Origin of the sequence: Microcoleus sp. N9_A2 (genome assembly GCF_036701775.1) — a bacterium.
GTDB lineage: Bacteria > Cyanobacteriota > Cyanobacteriia > Cyanobacteriales > Microcoleaceae > Microcoleus.
Genome location: NZ_JAUBRH010000015.1, coordinates 69,616 through 86,336 on the forward strand (window position 1 = coordinate 69,616; position 16,721 = coordinate 86,336).

The window sequence follows — 16,721 nt, forward strand, 5'->3', positions numbered from 1 at the left end:
GTTTATCTCCCCGACATCTGCGGTTAAATATCAAAACCCGAATCATCAATAATTTCGCTAATTTGCTTATCCACATAATCATCATCAACATTCCGCGCCATCAACTCAGCTAAAATCCCCAAAGAAATCAACTGCACCGACAGAATTGTACACAAAATCCCAAAAAATAACAAAGGTCGATTGCCGATCGGCCCAAAATTCATCCCCGCCAAATTCAGAAACCAAATAACAATCAAATAACCAAGCGAAATAGTGCCCACCAAGCCAAAACACAATCCCAAACCCCCAAACAAATGACCCGGTTTGTGTAAATACTGCGTCGTGGCTAACACCGTCAACAAATCAATAAAACCCCGCGCATAACGTTCCCAGCCGTAATTTGATTTTCCGTGCTTTCGCGGATGATGTTCCACAACTACTTCGCCAATTTTAAACCCTAAATTGTTTGCTAAAGCCGGAATATAGCGGTGCAATTCTCCGTACAATTTAATGGACTGCAAAACTTCCCTACGGTAAGCTTTAAAACCGCAATTCATATCGTGCATTTGCACCCCAGTCAGCCAACACGCAACGGCATTAAACAGCTTGGAAGGTAAAGTTTTAGAAAGCGGGTCGTTTCGTTGTTTTCGCCAACCTGAAACTAAATCAAATCCCGATTCTAAATGATGTAAAAATTTGGGAATTTCAGCGGGGTCATCCTGAAGGTCAGCATCGAGAGTAAAGATAATTATCCCTGCTGCATTGCGAAATCCTGCTGAAAGTGCGGCGGATTTGCCAAAGTTGCGGCGCATTTTAATCGCTTTAATGAGTTGGGGATGTTGGCTGGCTAAATCGGTGATTTCTTGCCACGAATAATCGCGGCTACCGTCATCTATGAAAATGACTTCGTAACTGTCAATTTCTGTTTGAAACATGACAAGTTGGATTTTTTCAAACAGCACTTTGAGGGTGGCTTCTTCGTTGTGAACGGGGATTACGAAGCTGAGATGTTTTGGCATAGGGCTATTCTATTTCATTTGTGTTGTAAATGAGATTTTTTTATTAACCGCAGAGGGCGCAGAGGGCGCAGAGGATGAGAAAGAGAGGTTTTTTAGTTTTTATTGATAACTTGGGAGTTTCGCAAGGCTACCCAACCTTTGCGGTTTTTAAAGGAGGCATAAGCTGTCAATAATTTATCGGTTGGTGATGTTTGAATGTATCCTCTCCAAGCTGCGAATTCGTAGGAAGGGCCAAACAATTTAACTAAATCTGGGCGCGGAAATCCTGACATGGCAAAACCTCGAACGACATTTTCTTGGTTGAGAAGGGCAATACATTTTACATTGTTTTCTGGGTCTCCTACCCAGCCAATTACTCTCGCTGCTGTTGGTGCAAGTTTGGTGGCTGTATCAAAAAATCCGGGTACTCCATCTTTTGGCGCTGACAGTAAATTTGGATCTATTTTTGTGTCTAATGCTGCACAGAAATTGTGTTTTTTGATGTCTCGGTTAAATGGCACTAAGTTATTAGTTTTTAAGGCGTCGATTAACCCGATAAAAGCGGCGGGTTTGTTGCCTACGCGGTCTTTAATTAGCGTTACGTCGGTGATGCCTAATTGGAGTGATAATGCTACTAACGGTTGATAGGTTGCTCTGCGGGCGATCGCCATTGCAGTTTCGCCTCCCACCCCGTACATTAAAATCACGGCGACTGTGGCGACTGCAAACAGCGGTGTCAGCCAACGTCCTTGAATTTTCGGTGTCGGCTGAAACTCACGTACAGCAAGCACTGTGAGGACGATTGTGCTCATCCAAAACAAGGCTGGGAGTGTGCCGTAGCGGGAAGCGGTGGCTTGTTCGACTCCAAATCCCGATCGACTAACTGCGGCCATTAACGCCGTTTGCAGCGTGTAAAGTTGGATTGATAGCCAAGGCAGCCAATCCAGGCGATTCCCTATGGGATAGCTACGCTTCACAAGTTTTTTTACAAATAGCCAATAACCCACAAAACCCGTCGCTGCCATCAAACCAATTATACCAATAATTGAAGCAACAATAATATTTTCGCTAAAGATTCCGCCGAGATAAGTGGGAATATATTCGAGAGTTTTCAGCGGGTTGATTTTAGTTAAAGAAGGGTGATGAGATGGAGTTTTATAAGTTAAAAAATAAATGCCAATCACTGCAATCGAAGCAATGAAATACAAATAAGTTATTCGCCTAGGAAACCGCAGCACAACAGCAGCAGCACACAATATCGGCCACAAAGCTAAAGGAGTGCTGTAACTAATACAGCCTAAAACGCCAAAAATAATGCTGCCAATTACCCACTTATTTTGTTTCCATTCTTCATTCCCATGCTGTGCCTGGGAATGAATATCCATAGGCTCCACCTCCCTTTTACTTGACAAAAGTGTCACATAGGATTGCAAACAAAATATCGAACAAATCACAAATAAATTAGCAATGATCCAGTGGACGCCGCTGAATCCCCGCATCCAATTGTGAGCCGCCGCCGGAGTAAAATTAAAAATAGAAATGCACAGGAGTAGCGAGATAAATTGCAGCGGAAAACGCCTCAAATTTAACGGCAGCAGAGAAATTAATACGTGGCACTGAATCCAAGCCAAGAACCAGGCCACTAAACACAAACCAATATTTGAACCTTGGGTGACAGCTATATTCAAGCCATAAATAATTGCCGGAATCAAGACAAAATGCTCGTTCGCCCGAAATATCCAATTCAAAGGATTTGTAGAGAAACCGTCTACTGAATAAAAATTCCAGGTCATCCACCAATAATCAAAGTTAGACAAGTGTCCAGCTTGCGATATCAAGTACAAAATATATGACGCTGGTATTAGAATGCCGAGAACTGATGCGGCAATTAAAATAGATTTTTGTTTGACTTTCATGAATTAGTAAACACAAATAATTTTTATTCGTAGGGGCGAGTTTAGCCGAGAAACCTTGCATATAACAGACAATTTCTGAACAAAACCCGCCCTCTCGCCTTTTCAATTTTTCACTTCAATTCTCTCACCAGCATTTGTCTGAGCCCTTGCCGCCAGTGGGGAGGATACGTGCCTAGAAGTGCTGATATTTTTACCGTAGAGAGGACAGAAAAAGCCGGACGTTTTGCGGGTGTTGGATATTCGGCGGTGGTGATGGGAATTACGCGCTGAACTTTTAGGGGAAGGCCGAGTTGTGCTGCTTCCTCAAAAATGGCGATCGCAAAATCGTACCAACTACAAACACCGCTGTTAGTATAGTGGTAAGTTCCAAAACTTTCTTGTCCAAGCAGAGGAATAATTTGGGAAATTGCCTCCGCTAAATCGCCCGTCCAAGTAGGACTTCCGATCTGATCTGCTACTACTCGAATTTCTTCTCTTTCCTTTCCCAACCTCAGCATGGTTTTGACAAAATTACCTTTGCCGCCGTTGCCGTAAACCCACGCGGTTCTAATAATAATATGTCGGTTTCCGGCTTTCCGAATTGCTTCCTCACCTGCTAATTTGGACTTGCCGTAAGTTCCCAGCGGGTTCGTAGAATCTGTTTCCAGATAAGCAGAACCGCTGCTACCGTCAAATACGTAATCAGTGGAAAAGTGAATCAAACTTGCTCCCAGTTTATCGCATTCTTCTGCAAAAATTCCCGGGGCAAGGCCGTTGACTGCGTGTGCTAATTCGGGTTCGCTTTCCGCTTTATCTACCGCAGTATAAGCACCTGCATTGACGACTAAATTCGGTTTAATTTCAGCCATTGCTTGACGGATGCTTTCCGGTTGGGATAAATCGAGGCGAGTGCGATCGACCGCAATTACCTCTCCCGAAGATAATAAAATCGGCTGCAATTCTTGAGCTAGCTGTCCGCTGCCACCTGCGAGTAAAATTTTCATGATCAAAATACTTGAGATCTTTTCAACGTTTGTCCAGCCTGGTCTTTAGCTGATAAGATTGGTTGGGCACCATCTAGCGGCCAGTCGATCGCCAAATCGGGGTCATTCCACAGGATACACCGCTCGTGGGCCGGTGCATAATAATCTGTCGTTTTGTACAAAACTTCAGCCGTCTCCGAAACCACTAAAAAACCGTGAGCAAATCCCGCCGGCACCCAAAATTGCCGTTTATTTTCTGCACTCACCAAACACCCCACCCACTGCCCAAAAGTCGGAGAACTTTGTCTAATATCCACCGCTACATCAAATATTTCGCCAGCAACTACCCGCAGCAATTTGCCTTGAGGCTGCTGCAGTTGGTAGTGCAAACCGCGCAGCACATTTTTAGAGGATTTGGAATGATTGTCTTGAACAAATTCGGCAGTCACGCCTGTTTTTTCGACAAAAGCTTTGTGATTAAAACTCTCAAAAAAGAAACCGCGATCGTCTCCGAAAATTTTCGGCTCAATGATCAAAACTTCCGGTATTTCGGTAGATATAACATTCATAGTTAGCTGTGAAAGTGATAAACTCATACTCAGTCTAGGCTATTTTACTATGAAAACTGACACATATCTCAAAAAGTTGTACGCCAACCGCTTTGATTCGCGACAAATACAAGCGAAGGTGGCACTCTGGAAAGTTTTAATTGACGATTTTTTACAAAATCATGTTCCTCCCGAATCAGCAATTTTAGATATTGGCGGCGGTTACTGCGAGTTTATCAATCAAATTCGGGCTGACCAAAAATGTTTGATTGACCTCAATCCCGATTCAAAGTTATTTGCCAATCCTGATGTAAAAGTGCTGAACATTGATCTTTTAAATTTTGGCGACAAACCAGCTTTTAGCGAAGAATTTGACCGGATATTTATCTCTAACTTTTTTGAACATCTCCGCAATAAAGAAGAACTAATCCAAATTATCTCATTTTGCTTTGAGGCGCTTAAGCCAGGGGGTTCTCTCTTAGTTGTTCAACCAAATTTTAAATATTCTTTCAAAGAGTATTACGATTTTATCGATCATCAATTACCCATTACCCACTTATCGCTGCAAGAACTGTTACAAACCGTCGGCTTTCAAATTGACCTAATGATACCGAGATTTTTGCCATTTTCGACCAAAGGCAGACCGGCATCGCCCAAGCTTTTAAAAGTTTACTTAAAATTGCCTTTTTTGTGGCGATTTTTGGGAGGTCAAATGTTTGTTAAAGCCTCGAAACAAAACCAGAGAGGTAGAGACTCATGACTCACATTTTCAGTTAGATCCAGGCAGAGAGATACATTTGCGTTTATCCGCGTTTATCCGCCTGCATCTGCGGTTAAAAAATCCCTACAAAATCGAACTTAAAACTACCTCATTAGCAGCAATCCACTCGTAAATATCCTGCAAAGCTGCTTCCGGCCCAATAAGAGGTCGCCATCCTGTTTTCTCCATCACCCTAGAAGAGTCAGTAATAAAAATCGGAATATCCCCCGCCCGTTCCTCCAAAACAGGATTAATTGAAATCGATTTTCCGGTAATCTTTTGGCACAAATCAGTTGTCTCAACCAAAGAAAGACTGTTGCTCAAACCGCCGCCTACATTAAAAACTTCACCGTCAAATTCAGTAAAATGTTCTAACTGATAATTAACTAACCTCAACAAATCTTCAACGTGCAGTAAATCCCTAACCTGCTTCCCACTGCCGCGAAAACCGATATAATTCAGCGACTTTTGAAAATAGTGAGCCGCCACCCACAAACCGCAAACTCCCTGATCGACTTTACCCATTTGCCAAGCACCAGTAATTAACCCGCAGCGGTTAATAATTGCAGGCAAATTGTATGCTTCCCTGTATTCCTCAATCAGTAATTCGGAAGCTAATTTAGTTGCTCCGTAAAGCGAACGGTGTCCTTTTAATGGGAAGTCTTCTGATATGCCCAACTCGGATATACCGGGTAATGTTTGCTCAGGGGCGATCGCAAATCTCTCATCCAACTCCAACAGCTTAACAGATTTCACGCTGGCGATCGGATAAACCCGACTCGTAGACAAAAACAACAAACTCGCACCAGTTTGTCTCGCCAACTCCAAAACATTCACAGTTCCCAGTAAATTCGTCTGCAAAACGTACTGAGGCGAACTAAAACCAGCCAGCACAGAAGGCTCCGCAGCGCAATCTATAATGCAGTCAGGGTTGAGTGCAACTGGATCTAAATCAGCCGCCGTGCGAATATCCCCGTAAACAAACTGAATCCCGGAACTTTTAAGCCGAGACAAATTCAATTCTGAACCCCGGCGACGCAGGTTATCTAAACAAATTATTTGCCATTCCGGGTGCAGTTTCTTCAGGCCAATTGCCAAACAACTGCCGATAAAACCCGCACCGCCCACAATTAAAATTCTTTCAGGCATTCACTTTTAATTTTGCTATCTTTCTAGTCCGGTGGTAGTCGCCGCGAGAGAGATGTTTTTCCAGCCAGACATACAAGACAATAAATAAATACCGGCTGCCCATCTCTTTGATTTTCAGCTTAGAAATACCAGCAGTCCGATTGTACCACTTCAGAGGAATCACCGTATAGGAAAAACCCCGGACAATTGCTTTTAAAGGCAGTTCCACTGTCAAATTAAAATGATGGCTCAAAATCGGTTGCACGCCTTCAATCACTTCTCTGCGGTAAATCTTAAAAGCATTGGTGACATCGCTGTACCGCAAGCCGAAAATACTTTTGACAAACCAGTTTGCTAAGCGGTTAATTGCTAACTTGTGAATTGGATAATCAACTATAAAGCCACCTTTGATAAATCTGGAACCGAAAACGCAATCATATCCTTCTTGCAACTTGCGGTATCCTGCTACCAAATCCATCGGATCGTCGGAAGCATCCGCCATCACAATTGCTGCCGCATCTCCCTCAAATTCTGCCAATCCCCGTCGCACGGCAAATCCGAAACCGTTGGGAGGTTGATTGTTGATGTATCTAACTGTGGGGAAAGTCTCTGACAATTCCTGGCAAATGTCAAGGGTTTTATCGGTGCTGTTGTCATTCACAATCAAAATTTCGTGCGGAATCCCTTCTAAATCGAGCGTCTGGGCGATCGCCCGCACAGTACCATACAAACAGCCCTCTTCGTTGTGGGCTGGTATAATCACAGAAATTTTCACTCCTCATCCTCCGCGCAACTGGACAAACTGGTTGTCAACAGGATTATACACCCAAGCTTTGATATCTGTAGGAGCGATCGCCCAATCGGCACCCGACACATCAACCGCCCACCTCGCATTGTTGTACAACTGGGATTTCAAAGTCTTAGCAATATCGGGACTGTCCAAATTTACATAAGCGTTAGCAAAAAAAGATTGTTTGTCGCCGACAGATAGCAGTACAATATTCGGTTGTTTCAAATTTTCTGGCAAAACCGCCCAACCCGCTGCTTTTTTCTTAACAGTCAAAGATTTATCGCCCGTTTGAGGTTTGTCTAAATAGCCGTAAACTTTCTCTGAATTAGTAATAAACTCTACATTTTTTGCGAACTTTCTCCAACCTATTGTATCGAGAATTGTAGCACCTTCTCTCACCAGCCAAGTTTTTTTACTCAGCACTCTCAAACAGCTTTCCGGCGAATTCTTGAAAAACTCAGAGGGTTCCAAATAGTTAATTAACTGCAAACAATCTTGAGCGCCTTGCTTGTAAAGGAGTGCCGAGCGAGTTTGGGCGATCGCCTGCTGAGAGTTAATAATAATTATAGCAATTAATAGCCCTGCAAATCCCCGATAAATAAATTTATAGTTAAGTTTGAACAGAGCTTTTGTTTCTCTAACAAACAATTGTCCTAGCTGAACTATAGCAATTAACAGGAAAATCGAATTAGTCGTATATCTCGACGATTCGATCGCCTGAATTGCCCCAAATTCTGCCCTACCAGCCGTAATAAACAGAGCCGATAAGACCGAAAATAACCCTATTGACAGCCAAGGTAAAGCCAGATGTAGCAATTCTAAATCAGTTGTGGGACGGGCATCTTGCCCGTCCAGTCGTAATTCTAAATCAGTTGATACAATCTTCTTGCCAAAATGCCATACAAAAAATACAAAAATTGCAAATATTACCAATCCTACAAATGCAGAAATTCCCGGTAGTCGCACAATTGGCGAACCCAACAAACTCAAAAAATAATCAATTACCACAAGCGGCTTATTTAACAATGAAATAATACTTGTTTTCCGGCTAGGATGATAATCTATTGAGTAAATAGCACAAGTTGCCCCAAACAGCAGCGTCCATGCGATCGCTCTTTTGCGTTTCTGCGCTGCATTTCCCTCCAAAGCCATCACAGCCGGAATCGCAGCCAACCAAGATAGCAAGCCTTGAGCCAGCGAAAAACTAGCAATAAAGCAAAATACAGCAGCAATATAAATTCTAATATTAGGCAAGAATTTGTGATTTGAAACCAGCGCGTACACCGCAGCTACAAAACACAAATTTACCAAAAACCACGCTAATTGAAATCCCCAAAGCCAGTTTTCGTACTGAACTAGAGAGAAAACCAAAATACAAGTTAAAATATTAGCTAAATGCCACAAATCATCCCAAATCTTCTTAACTTGCATCGAGGATAACTTGTACATAGCGATAAAAGTTATCGCAGCCAAACCTATGCTGAGACACAACTGATAATTAATATTCCATCTAGAAGCAAAAGCCACCACCGCAATAATTATTTTCGGGAACACTATGCGGTGATTGCTGTGCAAGGCCCAAAAATCGTTAAAAGTTATATTTCCTGCAGCGATTTTCTCAAACAGGGTGGCTAACCTCCACTCGTCATCGATGGGAACGTTTATGCTAAAATTCGCTACAAATCCGATTAACAGGAGAAGAGGAATTAGATAGAAGGTGAATAAAATATATTTTTTCATGGAAGTGCGATCGCACCGATTGCCATCACCATTTTATATTAATAGGTCTTAAATACTCCGTACTCTGAGACTAAAGAAACCGGGTTTTTATGTAAATTGATAGTTGTGGGCGTGTATCTGGGTGAAAAACCCGGTTTCTGGCTACCCCTACTCTGAGACTAAAGAAACCGGGTTTTTATGTAAATTGATGGTTGTGGGCGTGTATCTGGGTGAAAAACCCGGTTTCTGGCTACCCTACCTAAATCATTACTTAACAGTCTTGAACGTATCCAGTTTGCCAGTAAATCGGTTGATAAACATCTGCAAAACAGTCCGCTTGCCGATATTGATATTAGAGCTTACGGCCATTCCCGACTGCAAGTTAACCTCCTGTTGATTTGGCTTGCCCTTGTTCAAAACAAACTTTTGAGTCTTGAGCTTAATTTTGGTTTTGAAAGCGTAGTATTTCCGCAGTTCCGTAGGAGGCTCAGCATCCTTGCTAATCTCTTTCACTTCACCCTCAGCAGTACCAAACTCCAAGGCCGGGAAAGCTTCAACATTCACATCCACAGGCACGCATTGGTATTTTGTCAAACCCAATTTCTCTCTATTAACTTCCTTCTCAGGACAAACGCAGCTTTTACCTTTTTCGCAGTCAATCTTTTCTCCATCTAATTGTTTGCCGTGATACTGCTCTAATTTATCGCGCTTTTGTCTCATGGCATCCAATATCAGAGCGACATTGCTGTTTTCCAGGTAAACAACTGCTTCCAAACCGTTTTCGTCGTCCAAAACCTTGAGCAGCTTCTCAGTTTGCTGCGCTTCATAATAAGCTTCTTCGCAGCGTTTCGGGCGGGGGTCCCCAGGCTTTATTACTGAGTTAATGATGGATTGGCAAATCGGATCTTTGGCTATATCCAACTTCGCATCCTGCTTCTTAGAAGGTTTCAAATCAAAGATTACCCCCGATACTGGAGACTTCAGCACTTGAGTGTCGCGGTTTTGCTGCGCTTTTTCTAGCTGAGCATTTACCTCGGACAATTTTTTCAGGTTTTCCACTTTGAAGCGGCTAAGTTGAGAATCGCTGCTGGCGATTTGTTTTTCGTTGTCAGCAATTTTGGTGTACAGTTCTCTGGCCCAGGCATCCTTAGTGTTTTTTAACTGTTCTTGGGCGCGGGCGATAGACTCCTGAATGCGCGCTTGCTCTCCTTGCTGGCGCTCTACTTCTGCGGTAATTTTTTCTATGTCACCTTGACGGGCGTTAATTTCACCCCGGCGGGTATTGAGTTCGCCTCGGCGCGTGTTAATTTCGCCTTTGCGGGAGTTGATTTCACCTTCGCGCTGCTTGATTTGATCTTGCTGTTTAAGAACGTCGCTTTGGCCTCTAAAAACATCTTGTTCTTGCTTTTCTTTTTGCAGTTCTGCGATCGCTCCTTGCTCTACCAGAGGGCCTAGTCTGCCCAGAATGGCTTGATTAGACTTCAAGACTTGTTGGGATTTTGCTAACTGTTCGTCAGCCAAATCTTTTTGAGCCAGGGCTGATTTGACTTGCTCTTGAGAAGAAGCTAACTGCTGTTGAGAATAATTTAATTGGTTCTGAGCAAAACCCAATTGTTGCTGTGCTACTGTCATTTGAGCGCCGGCGGCTTTTTCAGCATTCTCAGCTTGCTTCAGTTGTTTGTCCAACTCCTGAACTTGACCTTGGGCGGCGGCTACGCGAGAGAGAAATTCCGATCGATAATTAACATACAGTCCTTGCTGAGCTGAATCAAAATTTCCGCTCGATCCCCTGTTGAGGTACAGCTCGTCAATCAGAGCTTGCAGCACTTGATTTTGTGCAACGAGGCTCTGTCTGTCCTTGATGGTGGATTCTAGGTTAGAAGGAATAGGGCCTTGAACTTTGCCGCTTACAACATCTTCGTAAAATTTATTTTCTTTTTCCAGTGCTTCTTTAGTTTTCTGGATCGACGTTAAATCGGCAGCGGGTGCTAGGGGGTTGAAAGTGAGCAGAGGCTGGTTTTTTTCCACACGATCGCCATTTTCAACGTGAAGTCTCACCACCGCCCCTGTAGCAGGTGCTTGGATGTCTCTAGCACCATCTTTTAGCTCTAATTGGCCGACAGCGGGGACAGCTTGCTCTACGCTAGCAAAATAAGCCCAAACTACAGCAGAAGTGGTCATCAGCATGATCATCCACAAAAACAAGTGCGACCAAATCGCTGGTTTTTCGAGAATGACTGGTTGCTCAGAAAGTATTAACGATTTCATAGCCATTTGTTAGTTCTCAGTTGTTAAGCGTTAGTGATCAGTTGTGAGTTGTTAGATATCAGGTATTCGATGACTCTTGTTGTTGGAAGAGGCAGTAGTAACGCCCTTTAAGAGCCATTAATTCTTTATGAGTTCCCCGCTCGACTACCGAACCTTGATCCATCATAATAATTATGTCGGCGTTTTGGATTGTCGTCAGGCGGTGAGTAATGAAAAACACCGTGCGGCCGGCGAAAGCTTCTGCTAAGTTATTGCAAACTTGGCGTTCGGAATGGTAGTCGAGGGCGCTTGTAGCTTCGTCCAAAATCAGCAGTTTCGGGTTTTGCAAAATCGTGCGGGCGATCGCCAAACGCTGCCTTTGACCCCCAGAAAGCGACGATCCCCGCTCTCCGACTATGGTGTTGTAACCAGCAGGCAAGCCCATAATAAAATCGTGAGCTACCGCTAATTTTGCAGCTCGCACAATCTCATCCGTACTCGCATCGGGATTACTAAGAGCAATATTTTCCTGTACCGAGCAGTTAAACAGCAAAGTATCTTGCAGCACCACCCCAAGTTGGCTGCGGAGCGAGTAAAGTTCCACCTTAGCAATGTCATAGCCGTCAATAAAAATCCTGCCCGACAGCGGCGGATAAAGACGCTGCAACAGTTTCATCGCCGTACTTTTACCAGAACCGCTTCCCCCCACAATTCCCACAAAACTGCCAGGGGGAAATTCCAAATTCACATTCGCCAATTGCAGGGCTCCGCTCTCCAGGAATCGGAAGGAAACCTCCTCATAGGTAACCTGCCCTTGAATTGCGGGCAGCGGGATATTGTTGCGGTCTTCCTCGCTGGTTTCCGTCGGCGTATCGACCACATCCTTAAGCATATCGATCGACATTGAGACTTCTTGGAAACTCTGCCACACGCTCACAAAACGCAGCAGCGAACCAGTCACGTTCCCGGAAATAATTCGGAAAGCAATCAACTGACCCAAAGTAATCTCATTTCCCAGTACCAAATAAGCTCCCACCCACAACTGAGCTAAGTTACCCACCTGATTTAAAAAGGCGCTAATCGTACCGGCTGTAGTTCCTGTGATAATTGTTTTAAAACTGGCTGTAATGTATTTTGCGTAGCGGCTAGACCACTCCCATCGGGATTTCAATTCAATATTTTGAGCCTTAACAGTTTGAATCCCGCTGACTACTTCCACTAGATAAGATTGAGAGTCAGCAAAACGCATATTTCTCTGTTTGATCAGGCGCAGCACCAGCGGATTGATTAGAACAATCATCAGCCCCAGTATCGGTACCACTGCCAAAGATACAAACGTTAGCTGCACGCTGTAGGAGAGCATAACGGCGACGTAGACCACCGAGAATACTGCATCGAGAACAACTGTCAAAGCTGTACTCGTCATGAATTCCCGAATCTGGCCCATCATGCTGAATTTGTAAACCAAATCTCCCACGCGCCGATTGTCAAAGTAATTTTGGGGCAGCCGGAGTAAGTGGTCGATGACTTCTGCACTCAATTTGACATCGATGCGGTTTGAGGTATCTATAAACAAAAAGGTACGCAAACCGTTGAGCAGTCCTTCAAACAGAGCAACACCTAATAGAAATGCCCCCAAAATATCCAAGGTGTCAATGCTGCGCTGACCTAAGACTTTATCAATAATTACTTGGCTGATTAATGGGTTGGCAAGACCAAATAACTGTACAAAAAACGAAGCGAGCAACACTTCAAAAAACACTGTCTTGTGTTCCATCAGCGCCGGCACAAACCACCAGAAGCTGAACTGCTCTTTTTGCTCGACTTGCGGAGCTTGCAGCAGCAGGACTTCTCCCTGTTCGCCCCAGATTTCTTTGAACTGAGGTATGCGCTTCCGCATCAACCCTTTTTCGGGTGTCGCCAGCACCAATTCTTGTTCGGTAATGCTGTAAATAATGGCGAAGCTGTCTTCCCATTTAATCATTACGGGGGCTTTGATGCGGTTGATGGCTTCTGCTGGCACTTGCGCCAATTGGGGCGTGAGGCCGATGCTTTGGGCGATCGCCCCGCAGGCTTGCAGACTGATAGAACCAGCGGTTTTTAACTGATTTTCTAGAACTTTGCGGATGATATCTCGACGAAATTTAAGGCCGAAATACTTGCTCAACATTTGGAAGCAAGCTAGCGGGCTGTCAATCTGCCCTTTGGCGCGGAAAACTGGGTATCTCCCCGGATCCTTTGGTGGGTCGGGTTCTGGGGGGCGATCTGGGGCCTCTATAACCGTGATCGATGTTCCGCCGGGCGGATTCTGTCCTGGGCCTACTGTATCTGGCGTGCCATTTAATGACTCTGTTTCGGGTTGGGGTTCTGGGGGTTCCCGGAAGCCGACCAATCGCGCGCCGAGGCGGCCTTCTACTTTTAACGATTTGGCTGCGTTTTCCGCAGAGAAGCGGCTGCCGGTGGGAAAGTCGCCTAAGACGCCGCTGCTGACTAGCCAAATGCGATCGGCATCTAGCTCTTTGGCGATGTCTTGAGTTTTTTTGTTGCCGTTTGGTACGTTGACAACTGTCGCGTCTTGCCAAGCTTGCAGGGTGAGTTCCTTGAGATTGGAAGTGCCGTCCGCTTGGCGCTGCAATTCCAGGCTCAATAGTTCAAATACTTCGCTCAAGGAACAGTGTTCGCGAAAGGCTTCTCCAAAGGTCGGCTGTTTTTCCACTACACTCAGAAAATCTTCGGCAGGTATGACGATCGCAATCACATCTGTAGAGGCGATCGCGGTTTCGCACGGAACTCCCCTGAGCAAGCCAGCCCAGCCAAGAATTTCCTTCGACTGCACCAACCGCAAACTTACGTGACGCTGCGAGCGCTGGTCAAAGCCCAGCAGCCGGGCCTGGCCTTGATAGATAATTGCCACCTGAGTCGGCATTTTTTCCCGTTCAAACAGAGGCTGCCCCGTCCGGTAGCCGAGGAGTTGGCATTTAGCCACCAAGGCTGACAGAGCCGTCTCTGAGAGTCGGTCAAAGGGAGGTGTTTTAGCTAGGAAATCCTGAATTTGGGAGAGGGAAACAGCGGAAGAAGTCATGATATTGAAGACACGGAGGAGAGGGGCTGTAGCGGGCCTATTTGCGAGATCTGTTCGGCGAGCCAGCTTTCAAAGAGTTCGTTAATCAAGTGCAGCCGCATCGATTCATCGAGCTGGGCCGGCATGAACTTTTCTAGTCGAATAATTACCATCCATTCTGCCAGAGGACGTGGCGTCCAGAGTTGATTTGGCTGGCTGACGGACAAAAGTTTGCTGATTGCCGGGTGAGGCTGCGAAAGCGGTACTGGGCCCAACAAGCCCCCGGACTTGGACTCCGGGCCTTCGGAAAAGTCGCGGGCCACTTCGGCAAAGCTTTGTTCCCCTTCCAGGATGCGAAAGTAAAGTTCGTTTGCCAGTGCTGGATTTTTGGTGCGTACCAGGGAATAGACTACGTGGTCTAGGCTAGCTTTGCGGGTTAAAAAATAATTATCTACTTTAGGTCTCCAAGTGGCTTGCTTAAATTTTTCGATCAGCAAGGGCCTGACGGCCATCTCTTGAAGTTCTTCTTCCGTCATGTTTTGGCCGCGCAGCCAAGCTTCTTTAGCTTCGGGGGCTGTCAGTTGGTGTTGTGCCAGAAAGTCAAGGGTGGCGGATTGGCGTTCTTCGTCGCTGCAACTAAAGGATGCGATCGCTTGGTCTACTATTACACCGCGCAAGAATTGCGGCATTAACTGGTATCGCTTCAGGAGCGATGGCATATCCTGAGCTTGCAGTAATTTATCGCCTATTTGAAAAAGTCCTGTCATTTTTTTATCTCCAACTGACTTGCGCTTCCCCTTTTAATTTAGCTGTGGCAGGAAAAGAGCGACAACCACTAACCCCTCGATTCCCCGATGATAGCAGACCGTCAGTGGGCTAGCGCTATTGCTGTCTATTTATTGACGCTCTGCCTAGCGAGGGGTTCCCCGCGGGTCTCATACATGGTAGCGGGATGCGAGAGTGGGAGAGTGGGAAAATCTTTACTTCTGCCATCTTCCTTCTTCCCTCAACATCCATCCGTTAAATCCCGTACACTGCTTAGTTGCTGAACTTCCTTCTTCCTTCACTCTCGGAATAGTCTTTCAAAGAGCGTTCCCAGTTGGGTCGAGCAAGCGCGACTGTCGAGATATTTGGGGTTTGCCGCCATTTTTTGCTGGATTCGATCGCGGTAGTGTCGGCGCAGTTCTGGGTGGGTTCCCAGTGCTGTGCAGAGCTCTAAATAAGAGTTCTGGCTGTTTGCTACCAGTTCCGGAAGTAGCAGTTCTTCGAGCACGGCGGCTGATTGTCGCGATCGACTTGTTTGCCCTTTTCTTACCACTACAGGCAACCCCACCAACAGGGGTTCTGCTAAGGAGCAGGCACTGCTGTATGGATAGGAGTCTAAATATATATCAGCCAATTCCAGACATTTTATGCAATCTGCGCGAGATGGCAGCGCTTTAATCACAACTACGCGCTTTTTGTCAATACCCAATTCGGCAAAGAGCGATCGAATTTCTTTGTAGAAAGGCACCGTCGGATAGTTTTCATTGCGGGAACTAAAGGGATACAAAACTAAAAGAGAATTTGGTACCGCCGCAATAATTTTTGCCCAAGTTTCTCTCAATTCTGGGATAATTGTAAAAGCTGGAGCGCCGGACATGAACACTACAGATTCGTCGGTGGCTCCCCAACTGCTGCGAGTCGGTTCAACTGTGGCCGGTGATGATCCTACACTATAGCTTAAACAAACTCCCGATCCTTTTAAAGTAATTAATTTTTCGCGATACTCTGCTGCTGCACCTGCGGGCAATGTCAAATCTCCGGCAATGAAATAATCGATATTTCGGGCGCCGGTGGTTGCGGGGGTTGATGCACCGGTAGCTATTTGCACCCGCGCTAGTCGGTGCAGGCACAGCAGCGCGCTTGGTTGAGAAGTGTCGGTAGTATTGGTGCAGATTAGCAGAATATCTAAATCGTGCGATCGAATTTCTCGGACTTGAGTTGGCAAATCTTCTGACAGTTGCACCAGTTTGTCGGCGCAATTTTCGCAATATTTCCCCAGTCGCTCGTCTTGTACCTGGAAATAGTACACGATAATTTCAAATTTGCTTCTGTCTAAATATTCAAAACTCGGAATTGCAGCACGAGTCTCGGATTCATCACTAATTTTATCAAGCAAAAAGCCAACTCTGATTTTAGTTCTTTCAGGTTCTCTCTGAGAAAAATTCCATTCTATTTGACAGCCGATATTTTTCAAATGAAATTCCACAATATCAGCTCGCTGAATCAATATATTGAGCAGATTAACCTCGCTCAAATACAAAGCTGGGAAACTAACATTTTTCGCAATAAAAGCCGCCAAATAACGCCAAACTTCTGAATCTGGAAAACGGGCGATATTAGCAGCGACGTACTTTATTAACTGCTGGAAATATTCAGAGTATCTTTCAACTTCCGACTTTTGTTTAAACTGATATCTTGCACCATTCTCAATTACTTGTTTGGGAACAGGCAAGATGCCTGTTCCACCAGAAAATTCATCTGTTGTGGAACCAACAGGCAAGATGCCTGTTCCACCAGAAAATTCATCTGTTGTGGAACCAACAGGCAAGATGCCTGTTCCACCAGAAA

General features: G+C 45.0%; 12 protein-coding genes. 1 reads left to right on the forward strand and 11 read right to left on the reverse strand.

Annotated elements, in window-relative coordinates; genetic code table 11:
- Positions 1-23: 23 nt before the first annotated feature.
- The 4 genes from QUA44_RS11965 to rfbC all read right to left on the reverse strand — a co-directional run bounded on the left by QUA44_RS11965 (position 24) and on the right by rfbC (position 4,424).
- A complete protein-coding gene (locus QUA44_RS11965) occupies positions 24-998 on the reverse strand; it encodes a glycosyltransferase family 2 protein (RefSeq protein WP_333250978.1) in 975 nt (324 codons plus the stop codon).
- Between the two features lie 92 nt (positions 999-1,090).
- Positions 1,091-2,893, reverse strand: coding sequence for a hypothetical protein (locus QUA44_RS11970; protein WP_333250980.1), 1,803 nt, complete (start codon positions 2,891-2,893; stop codon positions 1,091-1,093).
- Between the two features lie 110 nt (positions 2,894-3,003).
- Positions 3,004-3,876, reverse strand: a complete 873-nt coding sequence (gene rfbD, locus QUA44_RS11975) for a dTDP-4-dehydrorhamnose reductase (protein WP_333250981.1) — start codon at positions 3,874-3,876, stop codon at positions 3,004-3,006.
- Positions 3,877-3,878: 2 nt separating this feature from the next.
- Positions 3,879-4,424 (reverse strand): dTDP-4-dehydrorhamnose 3,5-epimerase, encoded by a 546-nt coding sequence (gene rfbC / locus QUA44_RS11980; protein ID WP_333250984.1) that lies wholly within the window; start codon positions 4,422-4,424, stop codon positions 3,879-3,881.
- 49 nt (positions 4,425-4,473) lie between these two features.
- Between rfbC and QUA44_RS11985 the strand changes: the two genes are divergently transcribed.
- The gene (locus QUA44_RS11985) at positions 4,474-5,163 is read left to right on the forward strand and encodes a methyltransferase domain-containing protein (protein WP_333250986.1); all 690 of its coding nucleotides are present in this window, start codon (positions 4,474-4,476) and stop codon (positions 5,161-5,163) included.
- Positions 5,164-5,247: 84 nt separating this feature from the next.
- Here the strand turns inward: QUA44_RS11985 and QUA44_RS11990 are convergent, their stop codons facing one another.
- The 7 genes from QUA44_RS11990 to QUA44_RS12020 form a co-directional block, all read right to left on the reverse strand.
- Positions 5,248-6,312 carry an NAD-dependent epimerase/dehydratase family protein gene (locus tag QUA44_RS11990; RefSeq protein WP_333250988.1) on the reverse strand — a complete coding sequence of 355 codons (1,065 nt, stop codon included), beginning with the start codon at positions 6,310-6,312 and terminating at the stop codon, positions 5,248-5,250.
- A complete protein-coding gene (locus tag QUA44_RS11995) occupies positions 6,305-7,066 on the reverse strand; it encodes a glycosyltransferase family 2 protein (RefSeq protein ID WP_333250991.1) in 762 nt (253 codons plus the stop codon). The genes QUA44_RS11990 and QUA44_RS11995 overlap by 8 nt, the downstream gene beginning before the upstream one ends.
- 3 nt (positions 7,067-7,069) lie before the next feature.
- A complete protein-coding gene (locus QUA44_RS12000; protein ID WP_333250994.1) occupies positions 7,070-8,821 on the reverse strand; it encodes a hypothetical protein in 1,752 nt (583 codons plus the stop codon).
- Between the two features lie 246 nt (positions 8,822-9,067).
- Positions 9,068-11,068, reverse strand: a complete 2,001-nt coding sequence (locus QUA44_RS12005; RefSeq protein WP_333309695.1) for a chromosome partitioning protein ParA — start codon at positions 11,066-11,068, stop codon at positions 9,068-9,070.
- Between the two features lie 58 nt (positions 11,069-11,126).
- Positions 11,127-14,129: a peptidase domain-containing ABC transporter gene (locus QUA44_RS12010; RefSeq protein ID WP_333250999.1), complete on the reverse strand. Its 3,003-nt coding sequence runs from the start codon at positions 14,127-14,129 to the stop codon at positions 11,127-11,129.
- Positions 14,126-14,875, reverse strand: a complete 750-nt coding sequence (locus QUA44_RS12015; RefSeq protein WP_333251002.1) for a peptidylprolyl isomerase — start codon at positions 14,873-14,875, stop codon at positions 14,126-14,128. Before QUA44_RS12015 ends, QUA44_RS12010 begins: the two co-directional genes overlap by 4 nt.
- Before the next feature lie 296 nt (positions 14,876-15,171).
- On the reverse strand, positions 15,172-16,721 hold a 1,550-nt coding region (locus QUA44_RS12020), incomplete at its 5' end, for an O-linked N-acetylglucosamine transferase, SPINDLY family protein (RefSeq protein ID WP_445243659.1).

Bases quoted from the DNA above. Each gene is read 5' to 3' on its own strand.
- QUA44_RS11965 (WP_333250978.1), bottom strand. From the start codon at position 998: ATGCCAAAACATCTCAGCTTCGTAATCCCCGTTCACAACGAAGAAGCC.
- QUA44_RS11970 (WP_333250980.1), bottom strand. From the start codon at position 2,893: ATGAAAGTCAAACAAAAATCTATTTTAATTGCCGCATCAGTTCTCGGC.
- rfbD (WP_333250981.1), bottom strand. From the start codon at position 3,876: ATGAAAATTTTACTCGCAGGTGGCAGCGGACAGCTAGCTCAAGAATTG.
- rfbC (WP_333250984.1), bottom strand. From the start codon at position 4,424: ATGAATGTTATATCTACCGAAATACCGGAAGTTTTGATCATTGAGCCG.
- QUA44_RS11985 (WP_333250986.1), top strand. From the start codon at position 4,474: ATGAAAACTGACACATATCTCAAAAAGTTGTACGCCAACCGCTTTGAT.
- QUA44_RS11990 (WP_333250988.1), bottom strand. From the start codon at position 6,312: ATGCCTGAAAGAATTTTAATTGTGGGCGGTGCGGGTTTTATCGGCAGT.
- QUA44_RS12000 (WP_333250994.1), bottom strand. From the start codon at position 8,821: ATGAAAAAATATATTTTATTCACCTTCTATCTAATTCCTCTTCTCCTG.
- QUA44_RS12005 (WP_333309695.1), bottom strand. From the start codon at position 11,068: ATGAAATCGTTAATACTTTCTGAGCAACCAGTCATTCTCGAAAAACCA.
- QUA44_RS12010 (WP_333250999.1), bottom strand. From the start codon at position 14,129: ATGACTTCTTCCGCTGTTTCCCTCTCCCAAATTCAGGATTTCCTAGCT.
- QUA44_RS12015 (WP_333251002.1), bottom strand. From the start codon at position 14,875: ATGACAGGACTTTTTCAAATAGGCGATAAATTACTGCAAGCTCAGGAT.